The 21460-nt window shown below is 61.4% G+C and carries 21 protein-coding genes, 2 tRNA genes and 1 pseudogene; 9 read left to right on the forward strand and 15 right to left on the reverse strand.

What is annotated here, in order from left to right; translation table 11 throughout:
* The first annotated feature begins 105 nt into the window (after positions 1-105).
* Both ACZ6YA_RS16340 and ACZ6YA_RS16345 read left to right on the forward strand, forming a co-directional pair.
* A complete protein-coding gene (locus tag ACZ6YA_RS16340; RefSeq protein ID WP_132476057.1) occupies positions 106-357 on the forward strand; it encodes a hypothetical protein in 252 nt (83 codons plus the stop codon).
* The gene (locus ACZ6YA_RS16345) at positions 354-1592 is read left to right on the forward strand and encodes an Arm DNA-binding domain-containing protein (protein ID WP_465898153.1); all 1239 of its coding nucleotides are present in this window, start codon (positions 354-356) and stop codon (positions 1590-1592) included. The genes ACZ6YA_RS16340 and ACZ6YA_RS16345 overlap by 4 nt, the downstream gene beginning before the upstream one ends.
* A 121-nt stretch (positions 1593-1713) precedes the next feature.
* Here the strand turns inward: ACZ6YA_RS16345 and ACZ6YA_RS16350 are convergent.
* From ACZ6YA_RS16350 to dapA, 5 genes are all read right to left on the reverse strand, one after another.
* Positions 1714-1803, reverse strand: a tRNA-Ser gene (locus tag ACZ6YA_RS16350).
* 92 nt (positions 1804-1895) lie between these two features.
* Positions 1896-2606, reverse strand: coding sequence for a phosphoribosylaminoimidazolesuccinocarboxamide synthase (purC, locus tag ACZ6YA_RS16355; RefSeq protein ID WP_008097517.1), 711 nt, complete (start codon positions 2604-2606; stop codon positions 1896-1898).
* Positions 2607-2636: 30 nt separating this feature from the next.
* Positions 2637-3395, reverse strand: a complete 759-nt coding sequence (locus tag ACZ6YA_RS16360; protein WP_400795822.1) for an MBL fold metallo-hydrolase — start codon at positions 3393-3395, stop codon at positions 2637-2639.
* On the reverse strand, positions 3396-4514 hold the full coding sequence (gene bamC, locus ACZ6YA_RS16365) for an outer membrane protein assembly factor BamC (protein ID WP_465898154.1): 1119 nt from the start codon (positions 4512-4514) through the stop codon (positions 3396-3398).
* Between the two features lie 17 nt (positions 4515-4531).
* Positions 4532-5419, reverse strand: a complete 888-nt coding sequence (dapA, locus tag ACZ6YA_RS16370; RefSeq protein WP_465898155.1) for a 4-hydroxy-tetrahydrodipicolinate synthase — start codon at positions 5417-5419, stop codon at positions 4532-4534.
* Between the two features lie 260 nt (positions 5420-5679).
* Here dapA and ACZ6YA_RS16375 point away from each other — a divergent pair, with 260 nt between their 5' ends.
* Both ACZ6YA_RS16375 and ACZ6YA_RS16380 read left to right on the forward strand, forming a co-directional pair.
* Positions 5680-6243: a glycine cleavage system transcriptional repressor gene (locus ACZ6YA_RS16375; protein WP_465898156.1), complete on the forward strand. Its 564-nt coding sequence runs from the start codon at positions 5680-5682 to the stop codon at positions 6241-6243.
* Positions 6244-6254: 11 nt separating this feature from the next.
* Entirely contained in the window at positions 6255-6728 is a 474-nt protein-coding gene (locus tag ACZ6YA_RS16380; RefSeq protein ID WP_465898157.1) for a peroxiredoxin, read from the forward strand.
* A gap of 112 nt (positions 6729-6840) precedes the next feature.
* Here the strand turns inward: ACZ6YA_RS16380 and ACZ6YA_RS16385 are convergent, their stop codons facing one another.
* Together ACZ6YA_RS16385 and ACZ6YA_RS16390 are read right to left on the reverse strand one after the other, a co-directional pair.
* Positions 6841-7911, reverse strand: a complete 1071-nt coding sequence (locus tag ACZ6YA_RS16385; protein ID WP_465898158.1) for an AI-2E family transporter — start codon at positions 7909-7911, stop codon at positions 6841-6843.
* Between the two features lie 21 nt (positions 7912-7932).
* Entirely contained in the window at positions 7933-8172 is a 240-nt protein-coding gene (locus ACZ6YA_RS16390) for a sulfurtransferase TusA family protein (protein WP_465898159.1), read from the reverse strand.
* A gap of 120 nt (positions 8173-8292) precedes the next feature.
* Here ACZ6YA_RS16390 and ACZ6YA_RS16395 point away from each other — a divergent pair, with 120 nt between their 5' ends.
* Positions 8293-9729: a M48 family metalloprotease gene (locus ACZ6YA_RS16395; RefSeq protein WP_403130470.1), complete on the forward strand. Its 1437-nt coding sequence runs from the start codon at positions 8293-8295 to the stop codon at positions 9727-9729.
* Positions 9730-9789: 60 nt separating this feature from the next.
* On the opposite strand, the gene nadA is transcribed toward ACZ6YA_RS16395, so the two are convergent.
* Together nadA and ACZ6YA_RS16405 are read right to left on the reverse strand one after the other, a co-directional pair.
* A complete protein-coding gene (gene nadA, locus ACZ6YA_RS16400; RefSeq protein ID WP_465898161.1) occupies positions 9790-10848 on the reverse strand; it encodes a quinolinate synthase NadA in 1059 nt (352 codons plus the stop codon).
* 299 nt (positions 10849-11147) lie between these two features.
* Positions 11148-12656 carry a YdgA family protein gene (locus tag ACZ6YA_RS16405; RefSeq protein ID WP_465898162.1) on the reverse strand — a complete coding sequence of 503 codons (1509 nt, stop codon included), beginning with the start codon at positions 12654-12656 and terminating at the stop codon, positions 11148-11150.
* Between the two features lie 444 nt (positions 12657-13100).
* Between ACZ6YA_RS16405 and ACZ6YA_RS16410 the strand changes: the two genes are divergently transcribed.
* The 4 genes and pseudogenes from ACZ6YA_RS16410 (at position 13101) to ACZ6YA_RS16425 (ending at position 17697) form a co-directional block, all read left to right on the forward strand.
* Complete coding sequence (locus tag ACZ6YA_RS16410; protein ID WP_465898164.1) at positions 13101-14453, forward strand: APC family permease; 1353 nt, start codon at positions 13101-13103, stop codon at positions 14451-14453.
* A 298-nt stretch (positions 14454-14751) separates the two neighbouring features.
* Positions 14752-15741: pseudogene (locus ACZ6YA_RS16415) on the forward strand (PDC sensor domain-containing protein); the annotation flags it as partial.
* A 102-nt stretch (positions 15742-15843) separates the two neighbouring features.
* Positions 15844-16599, forward strand: a complete 756-nt coding sequence (locus tag ACZ6YA_RS16420) for a methyl-accepting chemotaxis protein (protein ID WP_465898231.1) — start codon at positions 15844-15846, stop codon at positions 16597-16599.
* Positions 16600-16737: 138 nt separating this feature from the next.
* A complete protein-coding gene (locus ACZ6YA_RS16425; RefSeq protein WP_465898165.1) occupies positions 16738-17697 on the forward strand; it encodes a cation diffusion facilitator family transporter in 960 nt (319 codons plus the stop codon).
* Positions 17698-17723: 26 nt separating this feature from the next.
* Here the strand turns inward: ACZ6YA_RS16425 and ACZ6YA_RS16430 are convergent, their stop codons facing one another.
* From ACZ6YA_RS16430 to pal, 6 genes are all read right to left on the reverse strand, one after another.
* Positions 17724-18329 (reverse strand): hypothetical protein, encoded by a 606-nt coding sequence (locus ACZ6YA_RS16430; RefSeq protein ID WP_465898166.1) that lies wholly within the window; start codon positions 18327-18329, stop codon positions 17724-17726.
* A gap of 167 nt (positions 18330-18496) precedes the next feature.
* A tRNA-Lys gene (locus ACZ6YA_RS16435) sits at positions 18497-18572 on the reverse strand.
* A 60-nt stretch (positions 18573-18632) separates the two neighbouring features.
* Positions 18633-19307, reverse strand: coding sequence for a 7-cyano-7-deazaguanine synthase QueC (gene queC, locus ACZ6YA_RS16440; RefSeq protein WP_465898167.1), 675 nt, complete (start codon positions 19305-19307; stop codon positions 18633-18635).
* A gap of 16 nt (positions 19308-19323) precedes the next feature.
* Positions 19324-19971 (reverse strand): 7-carboxy-7-deazaguanine synthase QueE, encoded by a 648-nt coding sequence (gene queE, locus ACZ6YA_RS16445; protein WP_465898169.1) that lies wholly within the window; start codon positions 19969-19971, stop codon positions 19324-19326.
* Between the two features lie 159 nt (positions 19972-20130).
* Complete coding sequence (ybgF, locus tag ACZ6YA_RS16450; RefSeq protein ID WP_465898170.1) at positions 20131-20946, reverse strand: tol-pal system protein YbgF; 816 nt, start codon at positions 20944-20946, stop codon at positions 20131-20133.
* A gap of 6 nt (positions 20947-20952) precedes the next feature.
* Positions 20953-21450, reverse strand: a complete 498-nt coding sequence (gene pal / locus ACZ6YA_RS16455; protein ID WP_008090230.1) for a peptidoglycan-associated lipoprotein Pal — start codon at positions 21448-21450, stop codon at positions 20953-20955.
* Positions 21451-21460 lie beyond the last annotated feature (10 nt).

Consider the following 21460-nt stretch of genomic DNA (forward strand, 5'->3'; position numbering starts at 1 on the left):
AGCAGAAAAGCGTGGAATGGGAATCCTACATGGCCAACGTGGCCGCAAAGAAACTCCAGCAGGTCAAGCGCCTGCGCCCTATTAGGTAAGTTGGAGAATACACTTATGGCCAAGCCACAGATCAAACCAATCCATGAAGCTGCCAACCAAAGTGAAACGGTGCAACTTCTGATAACACCGTCTACCTGGATACGGAAAGAACTTCTGTTCCCGATTTTCGGACTCAGCACTGAAGCCGTTCGCAAGTATCGCGATCGTGGAATCTGGCTGGAGGAGAAACAATGGCGGACTGATCCAGCCAATGTCATTGTTTACAACCGTGTTGAAATCGAAAACTGGATGGCCGGCCGCCCATGAGCGTGAAGCTTCCACCAGGTCTCGACGCCTTGCCGAAAGGCGTCGACATCAATGGCAACCTTCTGCGGATCGCCTTCATGTTTGAAGGCGAACGCCGCCGCGAGCCACTACGCAACGTTGCCAAGATCAACAAGGCCGCCATTGCCTATGCGGACAACAAACGCAGGACGATACTTGCGGAGATCAAGGAAAACCGTTTCGACTATGCGGCACACTTCCCCGATTCGGTTTGGCTCAAAGCTCGACAAGAACTTCCCAATGAGCCAGCCAAACGGACTGTAGACGAAGGGATAGCCCAGTGGCTTGAAGTTGCCAAAGTCAAAAAGGCCCACAGTACATTCATCAACTACAAGAGCAAGTCTGAGCACGTTAGGAAGAAATTCACCGGTAGAACGATCGCAAGCATCCCCAAGAGCGAGCTTGAATTATTCCAAGCCGAGCTACTCACTAATGGTCTCAAACCGAAAACCGTAAATGACGTCTTCACGATTATACGGGGGGTGTGGGGGGACGCGTTCAGCGATGAGATCATCAAACTCAACCCCCTGGAGCGAATCGAGAACATCCAGTCCGACAGCGACAGCGAATTCGCCGACCCATTCACCCGGAGTGAAATCGAGCGGATAGCCGCTGCCGACCCTGAGCGTATGACAGACAGCCGGATGATCGTCTTCAACTGTTGGGCCGGGCTCTCTCTGTCCGAGTTGATCGCGGCCGGCGTAGAGGACGTCGACCTGGTAGCCGGCACTCTGACAATTCGACGCGCCCTGGTCGCAGGGGAATTCAAGGTACCGAAGGAGCGCTCGCGCATCCGGACGGTGGAGCTAATCGCGCCGGCCCTGGAACTGCTGGCCATCATCGTGGCTGAAGCGAAGGATGCCGAGCCCACGCACATCACCGTAGTGCAGCGAGACAACATCACGAAGAAGCATGAGCGGGTCCGCTTCCTATTCCGCAGTTCCACCAGCGGCCTGCTGTGGAACGGCAAGACCGTCAGCAACTGGTTCACCGCCCACCTTGAGAAAGCAGGCATTCGCCATCGAGGCGCCAACCAGGCACGCCACACGTTCGCGAGCCAAGCACTGTCGAGCTACGTCCCGATTGAATGGGTCGCCCGCCAACTCGGCCACAGCGACACGACCATGGTGCGCAAGCACTACGGCCGCTGGATCTCGAAGGACACCAAGAGCATGGCAGATATCGTCTCCAAGATGATGGGATTTACAGCGGACTAAACCGCCCTAAAGCGGCCTGATGGGCCGCAAATCTGCCCTAAATCTGCCCTAACCTATACCCCCGAAACGACGAAGCCCCCGAAAACATCAACGTTTTCGGGGGCTTCGGCTACTTCGCGTATGGCGGAGAGATAGGGATTTGAACCCTAGGTACTGTTGCCAGTACAACGGATTTCGAATCCGTCCCGTTCGACCACTCCGGCATCTCTCCAATGCCGCGCATCATACCAGCGAATCTTGAAAACGCAAACCTTTATTTCAAAAAAAACCGCGTGGTATCAGGCGCTTGCGTGAACAGGCCGCTTACAGCGGCACGCCCAGGCGCTTGGCAACTTCTTCGTAGGCTTCGATCACGTCTCCCAGACCCTGGCGGAAGCGGTCCTTGTCCATCTTCTTGCGGGTTTCCTTGTCCCACAGGCGGCAGCCGTCCGGGCTGAACTCGTCGCCCAGGACGATCTGGCCGTGGAATACGCCGAACTCCAGCTTGAAGTCGACCAGCAAGAGGCCTGCGTCATCGAACAGCTTGTTCAGCACTTCGTTGACTTTCAGCGACAGCTTTTTCATCTCGACCAGCTGCTCGGCGGTGCCCCAGCCGAAGGCGACAACGTGGGATTCGTTGATGAACGGGTCGCCCTTCTCGTCGTTCTTCAGGAACAGTTCGAAGGTGGATGGCTCGAGCTTGATGCCCTCTTCCACGCCCAGACGCTTGACCAGGCTGCCGGCGGCATAGTTACGCACCACGCACTCGACCGGGATCATGTCCAGCTTCTTGACCAGGCACTCGTTGTCGCCCAGCAGCTTGTCGAACTGGGTCGGCACGCCGGCTTCTTCGAGTTTTTGCATGATGAAGGCGTTGAACTTGTTGTTCACCATGCCTTTGCGGTCGAGCTGTTCGATGCGCTTGCCGTCGAACGCCGAGGTGTCGTTGCGGAACAGCAGGATCAAGCGGTCGGCGTCGTCGGTCTTGTAAACCGATTTGGCTTTGCCGCGGTAAAGTTCTTCGCGTTTTTCCATGATTGGGCTCCGCTTGCTTGAGTGGTTGGGCTAGGCGATTTCGCGCCAGTCGAGCCCGTGTTCCTGATTCGCCACCTGGAGCCAGTCCGGGTCGCACCCAAGGGTGTCGACGAAGCACTGGCGGGCCAGATGTGGCAGGTTGTTCTTGCTGCTGAGGTGGGCCAGCACCAGGTGTTGCAGGTTGTTCCAGCCCAACTCTTGCACCAGGCGCGCGGCCTGATGATTGTTCAAATGTCCTTGCATGCCACCTACCCGCTGCTTCAGGAAGACGGGGTAGTGACCGCGTGCCAGCAAATCGCGGCAGTGGTTGGCTTCGATCAGCAGTGCGTCCAGGCCCTGGTAACGCTCCAGCAGCAGTGCATCGTACGAGCCCAGGTCGGTAAGCATGCCGAAGCGCCGGCGGCCGTCACTGATGACGTATTGCAGCGGCTCGTAGGCATCGTGCTCGACCCGCGCCGCACTCACTTCCAGGGCGCCGATCTGCAGGCGCTCGCCACAAGCGAGAAAACCGGCCACCTCCACCGGCTTGCGCAAGCCGCGCAAGGTCCCTTGGCTGAGGTAGACCGGTACATTGTAGCGCCGCGACAGCAAGCCCACCCCATGCACGTGGTCGGCATGTTCGTGGGTGACCAGCACGGCGCTCAGTTGCGCCGCCGATACCCCGAGCAGCGCCAGGCGCCGCTCGGTTTCACGCAGGGAAAACCCGCAATCGACCAGGATGAACGTGTCACCGCTGGCGATCAGCGTGCCATTTCCCTGGCTGCCGCTTCCAAGTACCGCGAAGCGCACTTAACCCAGGTGGTCCTGAATGGCGCTCAGCACGCGGCGAGCGACATCGGCCGGGGCCACGGTGTTGATGTTTTTCTCGACAGTCACCTGCACGCTCTCGCCAACCTTGCTCAGGCGCACCTGGTAACGCTCGGCTCGGGCTTCGCGTTCTTCCTGGGTCGGCTCGCTGCCGAACAGGCGGCTGAAGAAGCCAGGCTGATTCTGCTTGTCGTCAGGTTTTTCCGACAGGTTGATGTAGTACAAGCCCAGGCTGCGGTTGATGTCTTCGACGCGCCACTCGCCACCCTGCTCCAGCGCACGGCCCACGCCAGACCAGGCACGGTCCAGGTCGGAGCCGAGGAACAGCACGGGGTTGCCGCTGCCGTCTTCGCTCAGGCTGACGCGGCTTGGCGCATCGAAATCGCGCGCGGCCAGCAGGGACACCGAACCACCCTTCTCGGCATTACGATTCATGCTGGCGAGCATTTCGTCGACAAGCAGCGCATCGGCGCCGGTGTTGCTGGAGGTGGACGGGAATGCCGTGTCGGCAGTGCTGCCGGCCGGGCGCTCGACACTGACGATGTACACCTCGGAGGTGTTGCGCTGCACACCGGGCTCCATGCGAACACGTACGCGCACTTCGCTGTCGCCGCTGCTGGCGGTGCTCGCCAGGCGCTGGCCGAGCGAGGCCGAGAGTTCGTCGAAACGCTGCCAGGTGGTGGTGAATTCGCCCGTTTGCGGGCGCTCTTCGGCGATACGGAAACCATTATCCTCGAAGAACTGATGCGCCACCGGCCAGACTTCGGCTGGCGAACGCTGGGCCAGCACCCAACGGCTGTTGCCGCTGCGCTGCAGGCTGAAATCGCTGACTTCGGTGCCGCCGGTCAGGGGTTGCGGACGCGGCACTTCGAATTCGCCGGTGGCGCTGTCGTCGGCGACGTTGCGCGGGATCGGCAGCAGCGGGTCAAGGCGCTTGACGTTGCTGGCGTCCGGCGGCAGCTGCATTGGGGCGGTTGGGTGCGCCTGCAGGTAATCGCTGCCGCGGTCGCGGAAATAGCCATCCTCGCCCCACAGCCAGCCACACCCACTGGTGCTGGAAATGATCAGGGCGAGCGCGGAAAGACCAGCCAGTCGCTTCATGCGGTGTACTTCCTCGATTAAACCAGTACGCCGGACTGGCGCAAGGCAGTACGGACTTTTTCGTGACAGCCTTCGCTCAGCCAGGTCAGCGGCAGGCGAATACCTTTGTGCATCAGGCCCATTTCAACGAGCGCGAACTTCACCGGAATCGGGTTGGCTTCGCAGAACAGGTCTTTGTGCAGCGGCATGAGTTTTTCATTGATTGCGCGGGCCTTCTCGGCATTGCCCTGAAGGGCGGCCTCGCACAGGTCGGCCATTTCGCGCGGGGCGACGTTGGCGGTGACCGAAATATTGCCTTTGCCGCCCAACAGAATCAGCTCGACAGCGGTCGGGTCGTCACCGGACAGGACGATAAAGTCCTCACTGACGCCATCGAGGATGGCCTTGGCACGCACCAGGTCGCCGGTGGCTTCCTTGATGCCGATGATGTTCTTCACAGTCGACAGGCGGATCACGGTCTCGGCCTGCATGTCGCAGGAGGTGCGGCCGGGTACGTTGTAGAGGATCTGCGGGATGTCGACCGATTCGGCGATGTGCTTGAAGTGCTGGTACAGGCCTTCCTGGGTCGGCTTGTTGTAGTACGGCACCACCAGCAGGCAGGCGTCGGCGCCAGCGTTCTTGGCGTTCTGGGTCAGGTGCACGGCTTCGGCGGTGGAGTTGGCACCGGTGCCGGCGATCACCGGGATCGGCTTCTTGCTGTGCTTGACGCGCTCGACCACGTGCTTGATGACCAGGATGTGTTCTTCGACATCCAATGTGGCGGACTCACCAGTGGTGCCGACAGCGACGATCGCGTGGGTGCCATTTTCCAGGTGGAAGTCTACAAGTTTGTCGAGGCTGCCCCAATCAAGACGCCCTTGTGCATCCATGGGTGTGACCAATGCCACCATACTGCCCGCAATCATGTAACTGCTCCTGCCGGAAAAAGAGAGCGGTAATGGTACTGGGGGCATCGGCCTTGCACAAGCGAAGCAGGCGGGCGGAGCATTCCCCTCGGCGCCTTATTTCGCTACCCTTGACCCTTTGATCGGTGCAGCGCGGCCCGCCGGGCCGTCGACCTTGCTCCCCGGCCAGTGTCCACGTCCTCGCATGCGAGCCCCGGGCTCTGCCGACAGGAGGCTTTCGCCCGTCCTGTGCCGACCGCTCATCGCTTTAGGAATGCTGCATGTCCACCCCGACCACCGTCCGCGAACAATTCCTTGTCATCAGTGCCTTGGGCCCCAACCCGATGGAGCTGGCCAATGTCCTCAGCCGCGCAGCCTTCGAAAACCGCTGCGCGGTCGTCACCTCGCGCCTGAGCCGCCATGGCGAGACCAGCGCCCTGGTTTTGCAGGTCGGCGGCAGCTGGGATGCCCTGGCTCGCTTCGAGGCCACCCTGCCGGGGCTGGGCAAGAAGCACGGCCTGACCCTCGACGTGGTGCGTAGCGCCGACCAGGAAGTGCGCCCGCAGGCCCTGCCTTATGTGGCCTACGTCAGCGCCGCCTATCGCCCGGACATCATCAATGAGCTGTGCCAGTTCTTCCTCGACCACCGCGTCGAGCTGGAAGCCATGACCTGCGACACCTACCTGGCGCCGCAGACCGGCAGCAGCATGCTCAATGCCCAGTTCACCGTGATCTTGCCGGCCGGCACCCAGATCAGCTGGCTGCGCGACCAGTTCCTCGATTTTGCCGACGCCCTCAACCTGGACGCGCTGATCGAGCCTTGGCGCCCACAGAACCCCGTTTAAGGAAAACCCCCATGGCCGTAGCACTCGAGCAACCCGTCTCCGACTTCCAGGCTCAGGCCACCAGCGGCCAGACCGTCAGCCTGGCCGAGCTCAAGGGCCGCCAAGTAGTAGTGTACTTCTACCCCAAGGACAGCACTCCAGGCTGCACCACCGAGGGCCAGGGTTTCCGCGACCAGCATGCGGCCTTCGAGGCAGCCAATACCGTGGTGTTCGGGGTGTCGCGTGACGGCATCAAGTCGCACGAGAACTTCAAGGCCAAGCAGGGCTTCCCGTTCGAGCTGATCAGCGACAAGGACGAGGCGCTGTGCCAGCTGTTCGACGTGATCAAGCTGAAGAAGCTGTATGGCAAGGAATACATGGGCGTGGACCGCAGCACCTTCCTGATCGACAAGGACGGTGTGCTGCGCCAGGAATGGCGCGGAGTGAAGGTGCCCGGGCATGTGGATGCCGTATTGGCGGCGGCCCAGGCCTTGAACAAGGCTTGAGACTGATTCAGGCCCATTCGCGGGCAAGCCCGCTCCCACAGGATGGTGCAGACCTTAGTCGCAGCGCAGCACCTGTGGGAGCGGGCTTGCCCGCGAAGAAGTTACCTCGAAATTAAAGCATCGGCGCCACAGCAGGCTCCTGCCGCGGCCAGGCATCCAGCACCGCTTTGATCAGCGTCGCCAGCGGGATCGCGAAGAAGATCCCCCAGAAGCCCCACAACCCACCAAACAGTAAAACCGCGCAGATGATCGCCACTGGGTGCAGGCTGACCGCCTCGGAGAACAGCAACGGCACCAGCACGTTGCCATCCAGCGCCTGGATGATCGCGTACACCGTCATCAGGTAGATGAACTGGTCGCCCCAGCCCCATTGGAACAGCGCGATCAGCGTCACCGGCACGGTCACCACCACCGCCCCCACATACGGCACCACCACCGACAAGCCCACCAGCAGCGCCAGCAATGCTGCGTAGTTGAGCCCCAGGGTAATGAAGGCAATATAGGTGGCGATCCCACAGATCAGAATCTCGATGCCCTTGCCGCGGATGTAGTTGGCGATCTGCCGGTTCATCTCGCTGCCCACCCGGTTCAGCAGGCTGCGCTGGCGCGGCAGGTAGCCGCTGACCCAGCGGCCGATCAGCTCACGATCCTTCAGGAAGAAGAACACCAGGATCGGCACCAGCACCAGGTAGATCATGGCGTTGACCAGCAGCGGCAGGCTCGACAGCGAGAACGTCAGCGCCCATTGGCCAAACTTGCCGATCTCACCGCGCACCGACTCGATGGCGTGCAGCACCTGCTCGTCCGAGACCAAGTGCGGGTAGCGCTCGGGCAGCAGCAACAGCAGCGACTGCCACTTGCCGAGCATGCCCGGCAACTCGTTGAACAGCGTGATCAGCTGGTGCCAGAGCAGCGGCACCAGCACCAGCAGGAACACCGCCAGCGCACCCATGAACAGCGCGAAGACCAGCATCACCGCCAGCCGTGTCGGCACCCGCAGGCGCTCAAGCGCATTGACCAGCCCCTGCATCAGAAACGCCAGCACCATGCCTGCCAGCACGGGCGCAAGCATGCCACCAAGGGTAAGGACCGCGGTAAAGGCCAGAAACAGCAGGACCGCCAGCACCACCGCTTCCTCGTCGGAGAAGTAGCGATGCATCCAGTCGCGAAGCACTTTGAACATTGACGATCCTTAGGTTGTAGCTCAGGCCTTGCGCAGCCAGTAAGTGTAGGTGCCGGCCTCGGCCGTTTCCTGCAGCAGCGTATGACCGGCCAGCTTGGCAAAAGTGCGGAAGTCGCGCTGGGAGCCTGCGTCGGTGGCAATCACCTTGAGCACCCCGCCACTGGCCAGGCGGTTGAGCTCCATCTTCGCCTTGAGCAGTGGCAGCGGGCAGTTCAGCCCGCTGGCGTCGAGTTCGGCGTCGCAGGTCAGGGTGTCACTCATCGAAGGTTCTCCACGCGTAGGGCAGACGTGTCTGGTAACAGGGTCGCTAGGATACCGCCACTGGTCGCCAACGTGCGAGCGGGCTACAGTAGGGGCTTTGATCCGACGCGAGCTTCGTGCATGAATCTACTGCGCCCTACCCTGTTGACGCTGGCCTGCCTGATGGCCCTCCCCGGCCATGCTGACGACCTGCCGTCCTTGGGCGACGCCAGTTCCGCGATCGTCTCGCCGAAACAGGAACACGACCTGGGGCGCGCCTGGCTGAGCCTGCTTCGCGGCCAGGTCAACCAGCTGAACGACCCGCAGCTCAAAGACTACGTCGAGACCACCGTGTACCGCCTGGCCGAAACCAGCCAGCTGCAGGACCGGCGCCTGGAATTCATCCTCATCGACAGCCGCGAACTCAACGCCTTCGCCGCCCCCGGCGGTATTGTCGGGGTCAACGGCGGGCTGTTCCTCAATGCCCAGACCGAAGGCGAGTATGCCTCGGTACTGGCCCACGAACTGGCGCACTTGTCCCAGCGCCACTTCGCCCGCGGCGTCGAAGCCCAGCAACGCATGCAGCTGCCAATGATGGCCGCGCTGCTGGCCGGTATCGTGCTGGCGGCCGGCGGTGCCGGTGATGCCGGCATCGGCATGATTGCCGGCACCCAGGCGGCGGCGATTCAGGAGCAGCGGCGTTTCTCGCGGCAGAACGAGCAGGAAGCCGACCGCGTCGGCATCCAGAACCTGGAAAAGGCCGGTTACGACCCGCGCAACATGCCTACCATGTTCGAGCGTCTGGCGCGCCAGTACCGTTTCGACGCCAAGCCACCGGAATTTCTGCTGACTCACCCGGTGACCGAATCGCGTATCGCCGACACTCGCAACCGCGCCGAGCAGGCGCCCAAGGGCGGCGTCGAGGACAGCCAACGCTACCAGCTTATCCGCGCTCGCGTGGCCCTCACCTACGAAGGCACTCCCGGCTTGGCAGCCAAGCGTTTCCGCGCCCAGCTCGACGAAGACCCCAAGCTGGACGCCGCGCGCTATGGCCTTGCGTTGGCACAGATCAAGGGTGGTCAACTGAACGAAGCGCGGGAGAACCTCAAGCCGCTACTGGCCAAAGCGCCTAATGACATCACCTACAACCTGGCGCAGATCGACCTGGACATCACCAACAACCGCCTGGCCGATGCACAGCAGCGGGCCGAGCGCATGCAAGGGCTGTATCCGGGCAACTACCCGCTGAAACAGGTGCGCGCCGATCTGCTGGTCAAGCAGAACAAGCCGGCCGAGGCCGAGAAGGTGCTCAACGACCTGCTCAAGAGCCGGCCGGATGACCCGGACGTTTGGTACGACATGGCCGAGGTGCGCGGGTTGTCGGGCAACACCATCGGGCTGCACCGAGCGCGTGCCGAGTACTTCACTTTGGTGGGGGACTTCGACCAGGCGATCCAGCAGCTGGATTACGCCAAGCGCCGTGCGGGGAGCAACTTCCCGCTGGCGTCGCAGATCGACCAGCGCCAGCGCGAGATCATGGAGCAGCGGCGCATGGTTCAGGAAATGATGGGGCGCTAGTGCCGGCCCTTTCGCGGGGCAAGCCGGATCGCCCCGCGAAGAAGGCGACGCGGTTTCGCGTCAGGCGTTACCGGACAACTTGAGCCGAGCCGCCTGAGTAAAGTCCAGCATCCGGTTCAACGGCTTGATAGCCTTCGGCACCAGCGCCGGGTCAACAAAGATTTCATTAGTCCCTTCACGCAAGCAATCCAGCACCCGCTCCAGGGTATTCATCGCCATCCACGGACAATGCGCGCAACTGCGGCAGGCCGCGCCATTGCCGGCGGTCGGTGCTGCGATGAACTCCTTGTCCGGGCACAACTGCTGCATCTTGTAGAAGATGCCGCGGTCGGTGGCGACGATGAAGGTCTTGTTCGGCAGGGTCTGCGCAGCCTTGATCAACTGGCTGGTGGAGCCCACCGCGTCGGCCAGATCGATCACCGACTCCGGCGACTCGGGGTGCACCAGAATCGCTGCATCCGGGTACAGCGCCTTCATGTCGGCCAACTGGCGCGACTTGAACTCTTCGTGAACGATGCAGGCCCCGTCCCACAGCAGCATGTCGGCACCGGTCTGCTTCTGGATGTAACGGCCCAGATGCTGGTCAGGCCCCCAGATGATGGTCTCACCGTTGTCCATCAGGCTTTCGACGATCTCCAGCGCGCAGCTGGACGTCACGACCCAGTCGGCGCGGGCTTTAACCGCCGCCGAGGTGTTGGCATAGACCACCACGGTACGCTCGGGGTGCTGGTCGCAGAAGGCCGAGAACTCTTCGACCGGGCAACCCAGGTCGAGCGAACAGGTGGCTTCCAGGGTCGGCATCAGCACGCGCTTTTCCGGAGTGAGGATCTTGGCGGTTTCGCCCATGAAGCGCACGCCGGCAACGATTACCGTCTCGGCGGGGTGGTTCTTGCCGAAACGGGCCATTTCCAGCGAATCGGATACGCAGCCCCCGGTCTCTTCGGCCAGGGCCTGGATCACCGGGTCACAGTAGTAGTGGGCAACCAATACGGCGTTCTGTGCCTTGAGCTCGGCAGCGATGGCCGCACGGTATTCGGCCTCCTGCTCGGCTGTCAGCGGGTTGGGCTGCTTGGCGTCGAGGTGGGCCTGAACCAACAGGCGTTCGGAAATCTGGGTCATGATCGCTGGACCTGCAGGCGCGCGTGCGCGTCAAATCGAGTGTATCACCCGGCCCTGACAGATCGGCTAAGGGTGCCGGACGGCAGGCACGCCGCCACGGCCCTCTGCGGGCGCGGATTATTATCGGATGCCGAAGGCTACAGACAATCGTGACAATTCAAAAGCGGTTTTTGATGAGCCCGCGATGGCCACTTCGCGGGGCAAGCCCGCTGCCACAGATACACCACTCGCCTCAACAGCAGCGGGGTACTCGTGGGAGCGGGCTTGCCCCGCGAAGAGGCCAGCACAGGCTTGGCTCATCAGCCCTGCGGCTGCATCGCCGCAAAGTGCGCCGCGAGGATCATGGCGAACTGCTCGACAGTCATCTTCTTGCCATTGAAGTCGACCATGCCATCGGCATAGTGCAGGCTCGACACCACGTCATTGCCCTGCACCGTGGCCATGCCACTCTGCAGCGCCATCATGCCGACCATCTCACCGGCCTGGCTGGACTGCATGGCGATTGCCTGGGCATCGGTTTGCCCTTCCAGCAAGGCCTGCAAGGTGGCCAGGTCACCGATCATCGGCTTGGACAGCGACAGCTTGCTCTTCACCTGGGTGATCAGCTGCTTGCTCAGCTGATCGGATGGCAGGTCGAAGGAAGTGGGGCTGGCAAAATCCATCGTCAGGTTGAAGCGGCTTTCGCCGTTGGCCGTCTTGAACGACAGGTTTTCTACCGCCAGCTGCGGCTTGGACGCCAGCAGCTGCTTCAGGTCGCCTTGGAACTTGGCTTTCTCTGCGTCGCCCATCTGGATCTGTGGCAATGGCTGCCCGGCAGCGGCGGCCGCCTGGAACTCCGGCAAATGCGCCTGGTACCACTGCGACAACGACTGCAGGGCCGGGGCGTTGATCGATTTGATGCTCACTGCCATCTGCCCACTGCCGACGGCGCGGCCGTCCCAGGTGATGTCCGCCACCTTGTAGTCCACGCGGCCACCTACGGTATCCGGGCCGTCGAGCGATTGCACGGCGTTCTGCTCCAGGCCCTTGAGCAGCAGCACTTGCTGCTTCGGCCCCAAAGTCGCCTTGGCTTCTGCCAACAGCACATCCAGGGTGCCGACATAGATCGCGTCATGCTGGGTGGCCGCCAGGTTGCCACCGATCTTCAGCCCCTTCAGTTCGAAGGTGGCGGGTGGGTGATCTTCGCCCACCAGTTTCATTTCGAAACGATCGGCAGTGCCATGGAATTTCGACGCATTACCCGATTCGTCACCGCTGATTGCCAGGCGCATGCCCGAGAAGTCCAGGGTACTGCCGTTGTCCTCGGTCAGTTTGACCGGCTCCAGCAGGATGCTGCCATCGACATTTCCGCCAAAGCCGATGCTGGTCTGCGAGGTCACCGGGGCCTTGTCACCCGCAGCGGCGAACCACGGTGCAGTGAAGTCGTCCTTGTCCAGCGCACTGTTGCTGGTCGCCAGCACCGGCATCAGCTTGAACGCCTTGACCCGCGACCAGGGGAACGGACCATGCTCGATCTGATCGGTGACACCCACCTCGAAATCGATCGTCTGGCCATCGGACAAGTGGATGTCGCGAGCCTTGAGCCGGTAGTGCGCAGTGCTGCTGAAGAAATGCTGCTCCAGCGAAGCCAATTCGAGGGTCATGTTGCCACCCACCCCGACCAGGGCCTTTTTCAGCTGGGCGTTGCCACGGCTGATGGAGTGTTCCAGTTGCTCAGGCAACTGCTTGCCGGTGTACCAGGCCCCAGCGGTGGTGACGACGGCAATGGCGATGGCCAGGCCGGAGAGGATGCCTACTGATTTCTTCATGAATTGAACCGATCGATGTCCATATGGGCGGATTGGCAGCTGGAACGCTGCACGGGTGCGAAATAGTATCACCCCAACCTCGGCCAAGTGGTCGCCGACGAGACGAAATCATGCATTCAGGCAACATCCGACACGGCGCCCAGAAACCACTTACTCGTTAAATTTTACGGACATTCACATCGATCAAAATCGCAAAAAAGCGCGCAAATACCGAACATACAGGCGCTAAAATCGATAAATATTTCAATTTCGTAACATCTTGTCATGTTTAACTTGACACCCACCTACCCATCGTTTTTTATTTTCACCACTTAGCGCGCTCCCCCGCGCCTTCCGCCGCTCCAACATAAAAGGTGAATAACATGGAGCCCACCCGCTCGCCCCTGCCGCATGCGCAATACACCGTGCCCGCCGTTCACGTCCAGCAGCAGGAGCCACGTCAGCATGCAGCCTGATCACAGCGCCACCGGCAACGGCCAACTCCGAAAAACCCTGCGCCTCTGGCACGTGATCATCATTGGCCTGGCTTACCTGACGCCGATGACCGTGTTCGACACCTTCGGCATCGTCTCCGGGATAACCGCTGGCCACGTGCCCAGCGCCTACATCCTGGCGCTGGCCGGCATCCTGTTTACGGCGGTGAGCTACGGCACCCTGGTGCGCCGCTTCCCACAATCGGGCTCGGCCTATACCTACACCCAGCGCGCGATCAACCCGCACGTGGGCTTTCTGGTTGGCTGGTCGTCGCTGCTCGACTACCTGCTGCTGCCAATGGTCAACGCCCTGCTGGCCAAGCTCTACCTTTCGGCGATGTTCCCCGAAGTACCTGAGTGGATTTGGGTAGCGGGCTTCGTCACCCTGATCAGCCTGATCAACATGCGCAGCGTCAACCTGGTGGCGCACTTCAACCTGCTGTTCGTGGCCGTGCAGGTGGCGATCATCGCCGTGTTCATTTACCTCTGCGTGCGCGGCCTGGACCAAGGCGAAGGCCTGGGCACGGCCTGGAGCCTGTTGCCGTTCGCCGACAGCCAGACCCAGTTCAGCGCCCTGGCCGCCGGCGCGACGATCCTGTGCTTCTCGTTCCTGGGCTTCGACGCAGTGACCTGCCTGTCGGAAGAAACCCGCGACCCAGCCAAGACCATCCCACGGGCGATCTTCCTCACCGCACTGATCGGCGGCCTGGTGTTCATCACCGTGTCGTACTTCATTCAGGCCTATTTCCCGACCATGACGCGCTTCCACGACCAGGAAGCTGCCCTGCCGGAAATCGCCCTGTATGTCGGCGGCAAACTGTTCCAGTCGATCTTCATCGCCTGCACCGTGATCAACACCATCGCATCCGGCCTGGCTTCGCAAACCAGCGTCTCGCGCCTGCTGTATGTGATGGGCCGCGACAAGGTGATCCCGGCTGGCATCTTCGCCCGCCTGCACCCGCGCTACAAAACCCCGGTCATGAACATCGCGGTGGTTGGGCTGATTTCCCTGTCGGCGATCTTCTTCGACCTGGTCACCGCCACCTCGATCATCAACTTCGGCGCACTGGTGGCGTTCAGCTTCGTCAACCTGTCGGTGATCAACCACTGTTACCTGCGCGAAGGTAATCGTCAGGGCCTGAAAAACAAGCTGGTCTACCTGGTGCTGCCGACCATCGGCTTTTGCATCATCGTCTCGCTGTGGCTTGACCTGAACCCGCATTCACTGATGTTCGGCGGGGTCTGGGCAGCGCTGGGCCTGGTGTACCTGGCCTGGCTGACCAAAGCGTTCACCGCCGCACCGCCGAACTACGTTGCGGAATAAACCCTGCTGAATTACCACGCTGCCGACAACGCCCGCGCCTGAACGCGGGCGTTGTTATTGATCGAAAAGGAAAGCCTCCATGCTGCTGCGTCGCCTCTCCATCCAGTGGAAGATCACCTTGCTCGCAGGCATGTGCCTGCTGGCCATCGTCGCCCTGCTGGTGGCGACCTCGCTGAGCCAGGCGCAGCGCAGCGCAGTCCTGGTCAGCCAGGCCAACAGTGAAATGCTCGAACACAGCGCACGCCTGCGCTTGCAGGCCCATGCCGAAACCCAGACCTTGCGCATCCAGCGCTATTTCATGGACGCCTACCAGTACGTCAACGGTTTCTCCCGCGTGGTGCAGGTGCTGAAGGCCCACGGCGGCAGCGACCTGCGCGCTGAGTTGACCCGCGAAGCCCGAGCCAGCCTGGCCGGCAACCCGGACGTGATCGGGTTGTATGTAGTGTTCCAGCCCAACGCGCTGGACCACCAAGACAGCAACTTCGTAGCCCAGGAAGCCGTCGGCAGCAACGACAGCGGGCGCTTCTCGCTGTACTGGTCGCAACCCAGCCCGGGCACCCTGGAACGCGAGGCGATGCCGGAATCGATGCTCGCCGACGACACCGTCGGCAGCAACGGTGTCGCGCAAAACCGCTGGCTGACCTGCCCCGAGGAAACCGCCAGAGCCTGCGTGGTGGAGCCGTACCTGGACGAAGTCAACGGCCGCCAGGTGCTGATGACCAGTATCGCCCTGCCCCTGCTGGAAAACGGCAAGGTGGTCGGCGTGGTGGGCCTGGATATCGGCCTGGACAACCTGCAACAGCTCAGCCTGGATGGCCGCCAGGAACTGTTCGACGGCCAGGGTCAGGTCAGCATCGTCAGCAATAGCGGCCTGCTCGCCGGGCACAGCCGCGATGCCGGCAAGCTGGGCAAACCGCTGAATAGCGACGTCGCCCAGGGTTTGCTGCGGGTTGCCCGCCCCTTCGCGCCGATCCCTGGCGCTGCGCCCTGGCAGGTACAGCTGGAGTTGCCGGAAGCGGTGTTGCAAGCACCCGCACTAGCCCTCAATCAACGCCTGGATGAACACAACCAGAGCGCCAACCTGACCAGCCTCTTTATCGGGCTGGGCGCTGCAGTGCTTGGCCTGTTGCTGGTGTGGCTGACCGCACGCGGCGTAACCCGGCCAATCCTGGCCGTGGCTGCACGCCTGGAAGACATCGCCAGCGGCGAAGGCGACCTGACCCGCCGCCTGGACTACGCCCGCGAGGACGAACTGGGCCAGCTGAGCGGCTGGTTCAACCGCTTCCTCGACAAGTTGCAACCGGTGATCGCCCAGGTCAAAGGCTCGCTGCAGGAAGCCCGCGGCACCGCCGACCAGTCCGCCGCCATCGCCAGCCAGACCAGCAATGGCATGCAGCAGCAACAGCGCGAGATCGAACAAGTGGCCACGGCCGCCAACGAGATGAGCGCCACCGCCCAGGACGTCGCCCACAACGCAGCGCAGGCGGCCCAGGCCGCACGCGGCGCCGACCAGGCCAGCCGCGAAGGCTTGCAGCTTATTGCCAGCACTCGCCAGGCCATCGACAACCTGGCAGCCGGGATGAACGCCGCGATGGACGAGGCACGCGCCCTGGAGCAGCGCAGTGAGCAGATCGGCTCGGTGCTGGAGGTGATTCGCGCGATCGCCGAGCAAACCAACCTACTGGCGCTCAACGCCGCCATTGAGGCCGCCCGAGCCGGCGAGGCCGGGCGTGGCTTTGCCGTTGTTGCCGATGAAGTGCGTAGCTTGGCGCAGCGCACCCAGGTGTCTGTGGAAGAGATCCGCCAGGTGATCGAAGGCTTGCAGCAAGGTACCCAGGATGTGGTCGGCGCCATGCACGAAGGCCAGCGCCAGGCTCTGTCCAGCGCCGCGCGCATGGAACAAGCGCTACCGGCTTTGCAACGGATTGGTGAAGCGGTGGCAGTGATCAGCGACATGAACCTGCAGATCGCTTCGGCGGCAGAAGAACAGAGCGCGGTGGCAGAGGAAGTGAACCGTAACGTGGCCGGTATTCGTGATGTGACAGAATCGCTGTCGGGCCAGGCCGATGAGTCGGCGCGGATCAGCCAGGCGTTGAACCGGCTGGCCAACCAGCAACAGGCATTGATGGAACAGTTTCGCGTTTAGTCTGCACCGGCCTCTTCGCGGGCAAGCCCGCTCCCACAGGTAAAATGCAACATTCAGGGGCAGCGTAGTTCCTGTGGGAACGGGCTTGCCCGCGAAGAGGCCAGAACGGGCAATCCACCTTTTAAATGAGTTTTACCCATGGAACTACCAGCCAAATCCCCCTTCTTCGACATCACCAGCGAACAAGGCCTGCTACGCACCTCGATCGCCGTCACCCTGTTCATCGCCACCATCGGCATCGCTTTCGGCCTGGCCTCCGGCTCGTTCTCAATCATCTTCGACGGCGTCTATTCGCTGGTCGACGCCAGCATGAGCGGCCTGTCGCTGGTCGTGGTCAAGCTGATCACCTCCCACGCCACCAGCCTGCAACTGTCGCGCAAGCTGCGCGAGCGCTTCACCATGGGCTTCTGGCACCTGGAGCCGATGGTCCTGGCGTTGAACGGCATCCTGCTCAGCGGCGTGGCCATCTACGCGCTGATCAACGCCGTCAGCAGCGTGCTGCAGGGCGGCCGTCATCTGGAGTTCGGTATCGCCATGGTCTACGCCGTTCTGACCGTGATTGCCTGCGCGACTATCGCCGTGGTCGAGGCACGCGCCAACCGCAAGTTGAATTCGGACTTCGTACGCATGGACGTCAAAGGCTGGGTGATGTCGGCCAGCATCACCGCAGCACTGCTGATCGCCTTCTGCTTCGGCTTTGCCGTGCAAGGCACGCAATGGGAATGGGTGTCGCCCTATATCGACCCGGCAGTACTGGCGCTGGTGTGCCTGGTGATCATCCCGTTGCCGCTGTCAGTGGTGCGCCAGGCGTTGTCGGAAATTTTCCTGGTCACGCCTGGCGACCTGAAGTTGCATGTCGACACAGTCGCCCAGCAGTTCGTCGCCAAGCACGGCCTGCAGTCCTACAAGGCCTATGTGGCGAAGGTTGGGCGTTCACGCGAGATCGAACTGTACTTCATCGTGCCCGCCGACATGCCAGCCCGCTCGATTGCCGAATGGGATGCGCTACGTGACGAGATTGGTGACGCCGTTGGTGGTGAGGGGCCGGATCGCTGGATCACCGTTGTGTTTACTGGCGATCCGGCTTGGGCCGAGTAAATGATAGGCTCGGCCCCGTTTGCAGATCAGCGAAGCCCGAAGTTAAACCCTTGTTTTGAAGGGCAGTACCGATCTTTGACCTTTTGCGCAAAACCAGCGTCCCGCAATTCGTTGCAGACCTGGGCGATGTTCTTGGGTGTGACATACAGTGAATGAGAAAACCAGCCGCGCTTGACCAGCGGCAGCCGCTGCAACGCCCCGCCTGCCTTTAATACACGCATTACCACCGTGGCGCAGTTTTTGCGCAAGAACTGATAGTGCGCGTCGGGCTTGTTGCGTATACCTTCCCAAGCCATGCTCATCGCCCGCTCATCAAGGCCCCGAATTTTATAGACGACATGCGGATCAGCCTGCTCCGCCTCGATATCTTCCTCGACAAAGAAATTTCGGCCCTGATTGATTTTATTGAGCGCTCCGGCAGCCTTTTCCGGCCACCAACTGACATAGTTGGTGTTCCGCCGTGCAATGCAATCCCTGTGCGCTTGACGCGCGTATTTATTGTGAAACGCGTCATATGGAAAATCGAGAGCCATTCTTGAAATGGGGTCCCCGATATACAGGGCAGCATGCCCCATCTTCTCATCCTCGGGATACCAGATATAGATGATTGCGTTCACGCGCGCACTACTCATGAATCCTTCCACTTAACGTCCTGGCAATTCTTCAATCGCCACATTGATTTGAAGAAGTACAACACGCAGTGGCAGATTTTTATTCCCGCGGGGTCGCTAAGATGGTGCGAGACCCAAACGAAAAAGCCCGCCACCGTTTCCGGTAGCGGGCTTTGACTTATTGCGTATGGTGGGTCGTGTAGGATTCGAACCTACGACCAATTGGTTAAAAGCCAACTGCTCTACCAACTGAGCTAACGACCCATTTGATGGCGCGTATAATACTGATTTTTAAAGAGAAATCAACACTCCATCAGATTTTTTTCAAAAATAACGCGTTGGGTCTTCTACCCCGGCGGCCCTGAAGCCATCGGCACGCAGGCGGCAGCTGTCGCACTTGCCACACGCGCGACCTTCATCGTCAGCCTGGTAGCAGGAAACGGTAAGGCTGTAGTCGACACCCCTGGCCATGCCCGCCTGCACGATCTGTGCCTTGCTCAGATTCTGCAGCGGCGCCTGGATACGAAAGCCCTGCCCTTCGACGCCGGCCTTGGTCGCCAGATTGGCCATGCGCTCGAACGCCTCGACGAACTCAGGGCGGCAATCCGGGTAGCCGGAATAGTCCACGGCGTTAACACCGATGAAAATATCGCGCGCCTCCAGCACTTCTGCCCAGCCCAACGCCAGTGACAGGAACACGGTGTTGCGTGCTGGCACGTAGGTGACCGGAATACCCTCGCCAGGGGTTTCTGGCACATCGATGCTGCTGTCTGTCAGTGCCGAACCGCCGATGCCGTCGAGGTTAAGGCCAATGACCTTGTGCTCGACGACAGCCAGGTCGCGAGCGACGCGAGCGGCAGCATTCAATTCGGCACGGTGACGCTGGCCGTAATCGAAGCTCATGGTGTAGCAGCTGTAGCCTTCGGCCTTGGCCATGGCTACCACGGTGGCAGAGTCGAGGCCGCCAGACAGCAGGATTACCGCGCGTTTCTCAGTCATGTGCTTTTACTCTCAATCAACGTCCGGGTTCGTCGTTCCACAGCAGCTTGTGCAGCTGTAGCTGGAAACGCACGGGCAAGTTGTCGGCAACGATCCAGTCGGCCAGGTCGCTGGCACTCACCTGGTGATGGCTTGGCGAGAACAACACCTCGCCGGCGCGCTCGGCCAGGTTGTACTGGATCAGCTTGGACACCGCCCAGTCGTAGTCCTCGCGCGAGCAGATGACGAATTTGACCTGGTCGTTGCGGGTCAGCTGCTCGATGTTCTCGTAGCGGTTGCGATGCGACTCCTGCGACCCAGGGGTCTTGAGATCGACCACACGGCTAACGCGCACATCGGTGCCCGAGATGTCGAGGGCGCCACTGGTCTCCAGCGAAACCTCGTAACCGGCGTCGCACAGGCGCTTGAGCAGCGGTAAGGCATTCGGCTGGGCCAGCGGCTCACCACCGGTGACGCAGACGTAGCGCGGTTTGAAACCGGCCACCTGCTCCATGATCGAATCGAGGGTGCGAATAGTACCGCCTGTGAAGGCATAGGCACTGTCGCAGTACTGGCAGCGCAGGGGGCAACCGGTGAGGCGCACGAATACCGTGGGCAGCCCAGCCGTGCGTGTTTCACCCTGCAAAGAGTAAAAGACTTCGGTAATGCGTAATGTGTCTTGCATGCTCGCCACGGGCGTGACAGCTAAACAGGCTGTCCGCCTCCGTCAGGCACTGTCGCGGACTCGACATGGCGTTATCCGCAACAGCGTGTTAAAGAAAAAGGGCAGTGATTCTAACGAAAAAACCCGCGACTGGCGCGGGTTTCTTTCGAACGGTGCAGCTTACAGCTTCTGCAGGTCGCGTTGCGCCAGTTGCGCGGCAGAGGTGCCGGGGTACTGGGTGATGACCTGTTGCAGGATGCCCTTGACCTTGTCGGTATGGCCCATGCGGCGCTCGACGTCGGCCAGCTTGTACAGCGAATCCGGCACCTTGCTGTGTTTCGGGTACTTCTGGCTGACCTGAGCGAAGGCCTGGCTGGCAGCAGGAAGATCGCCCTTGGCCAGGTTCACTTCACCCAGCCAGTACTGCGCATTACCAGCGTACTGGCTGTTCGGGTACTTGCGCAGGAAGGCATTGAACGCCTGGCTGGCCTTGTCGAAGTCCTTCTGCTTGATCTGGTCGAAAGCCGCATCGTAATAGAGCTTCTCTTTCGCCGGATCGCCCGGCTCGCTGTTGGCGGCCGGTTGTTGCGCAGCAGCGCCAGCGGCGCCTGCTGCTGCACCGGCGGCGGCATCGGATGCACCACCAGTGGAGGAATTATCGGGGGTCGCGGCGGGCGCGCCACCACTGTTGATGCGGCGGTCCAGGTCCTGGTATCGCTCCAGGTTTTCCTGCTTCATGCGCGACACATCGTTTTGCAGCTCTTCGATGATGCCTTGCTGGCGGGAAAGCTGATCCTGCATCTGTTGCAGCTGCATGAACAGCTGACCCTGTGCTGAGGCAGGGGTCGAAGCCCCTGCCCCGGCATAGGCGCCGCTCGTGCCATAACCCGAAGGTGGATAAGCACCTGCGTTGTCATCTACTACAGGAACCGCAGCCCACGCTGAAAGCGGAAGGCTGAGTGCGAGGACGGTTACAGCACGGCGGCACATTCGCATAGGAACTTACTTACGCAGTTCTACGCGACGGTTCTGAGCCCAGGACTGCTCGTCGTTGCCGGTGGCAACTGGACGCTCTTCGCCGTAGGAGACCAGTTCCAGCTGAGCAGGGGAAACGCCCTGCAGAACCAGGTAACGCTGAACGGCTTTAGCACGGCGCTCACCCAGAGCCATGTTGTACTCGCGGGTGCCGCGCTCGTCGGTGTTGCCTTCCAGAACAACGCGGTTGCCGTTGGACTTCAGGTCCTTGGCGTGAACGTCCAGAGCGCGCATGGCTTCTGGCTTCAGGTCCGAGCTGTCGTATTCGAAGTAGAAGGTGGTGATTGCGCGCAGGGCGGCTTCTTCGCTCAGGGAGCCATCGACAGCGCCAGTGTTGGCACCGTAGCCAGCGTTCGGGTCAACAGCGCCTTCACCAGCATTGTCACCGCCCTTCGAGGAGCAACCTACAGCTACAGCCATGGCCAGAGCCAGCGCAGCAAATTTACCAAACTTCAGCATTTCCATCGTGAAACTC

The organism is Pseudomonas sp. NPDC090752 (genome assembly GCF_055584805.1).

Excerpts from the sequence above, each read along its gene's own strand:
- ACZ6YA_RS16340 (WP_132476057.1), top strand. The coding sequence starts at position 106 with ATGGCCAAGCCACAGATCAAACCAATCCATGAAGCTGCCAACCAAAGT.
- ACZ6YA_RS16345 (WP_465898153.1), top strand. The coding sequence starts at position 354 with ATGAGCGTGAAGCTTCCACCAGGTCTCGACGCCTTGCCGAAAGGCGTC.
- purC (WP_008097517.1), bottom strand. The coding sequence starts at position 2,606 with ATGGAAAAACGCGAAGAACTTTACCGCGGCAAAGCCAAATCGGTTTAC.
- bamC (WP_465898154.1), bottom strand. The coding sequence starts at position 4,514 with ATGAAGCGACTGGCTGGTCTTTCCGCGCTCGCCCTGATCATTTCCAGC.
- dapA (WP_465898155.1), bottom strand. The coding sequence starts at position 5,419 with ATGATTGCGGGCAGTATGGTGGCATTGGTCACACCCATGGATGCACAA.
- ACZ6YA_RS16375 (WP_465898156.1), top strand. The coding sequence starts at position 5,680 with ATGTCCACCCCGACCACCGTCCGCGAACAATTCCTTGTCATCAGTGCC.
- ACZ6YA_RS16380 (WP_465898157.1), top strand. The coding sequence starts at position 6,255 with ATGGCCGTAGCACTCGAGCAACCCGTCTCCGACTTCCAGGCTCAGGCC.
- ACZ6YA_RS16385 (WP_465898158.1), bottom strand. The coding sequence starts at position 7,911 with ATGTTCAAAGTGCTTCGCGACTGGATGCATCGCTACTTCTCCGACGAG.
- ACZ6YA_RS16390 (WP_465898159.1), bottom strand. The coding sequence starts at position 8,172 with ATGAGTGACACCCTGACCTGCGACGCCGAACTCGACGCCAGCGGGCTG.
- ACZ6YA_RS16395 (WP_403130470.1), top strand. The coding sequence starts at position 8,293 with ATGAATCTACTGCGCCCTACCCTGTTGACGCTGGCCTGCCTGATGGCC.
- nadA (WP_465898161.1), bottom strand. The coding sequence starts at position 10,848 with ATGACCCAGATTTCCGAACGCCTGTTGGTTCAGGCCCACCTCGACGCC.
- ACZ6YA_RS16405 (WP_465898162.1), bottom strand. The coding sequence starts at position 12,656 with ATGAAGAAATCAGTAGGCATCCTCTCCGGCCTGGCCATCGCCATTGCC.
- ACZ6YA_RS16410 (WP_465898164.1), top strand. The coding sequence starts at position 13,101 with ATGCAGCCTGATCACAGCGCCACCGGCAACGGCCAACTCCGAAAAACC.
- ACZ6YA_RS16420 (WP_465898231.1), top strand. The coding sequence starts at position 15,844 with ATGCAGCAGCAACAGCGCGAGATCGAACAAGTGGCCACGGCCGCCAAC.
- ACZ6YA_RS16425 (WP_465898165.1), top strand. The coding sequence starts at position 16,738 with ATGGAACTACCAGCCAAATCCCCCTTCTTCGACATCACCAGCGAACAA.
- ACZ6YA_RS16430 (WP_465898166.1), bottom strand. The coding sequence starts at position 18,329 with ATGAGTAGTGCGCGCGTGAACGCAATCATCTATATCTGGTATCCCGAG.
- queC (WP_465898167.1), bottom strand. The coding sequence starts at position 19,307 with ATGACTGAGAAACGCGCGGTAATCCTGCTGTCTGGCGGCCTCGACTCT.
- queE (WP_465898169.1), bottom strand. The coding sequence starts at position 19,971 with ATGCAAGACACATTACGCATTACCGAAGTCTTTTACTCTTTGCAGGGT.
- ybgF (WP_465898170.1), bottom strand. The coding sequence starts at position 20,946 with ATGCGAATGTGCCGCCGTGCTGTAACCGTCCTCGCACTCAGCCTTCCG.
- pal (WP_008090230.1), bottom strand. The coding sequence starts at position 21,450 with ATGGAAATGCTGAAGTTTGGTAAATTTGCTGCGCTGGCTCTGGCCATG.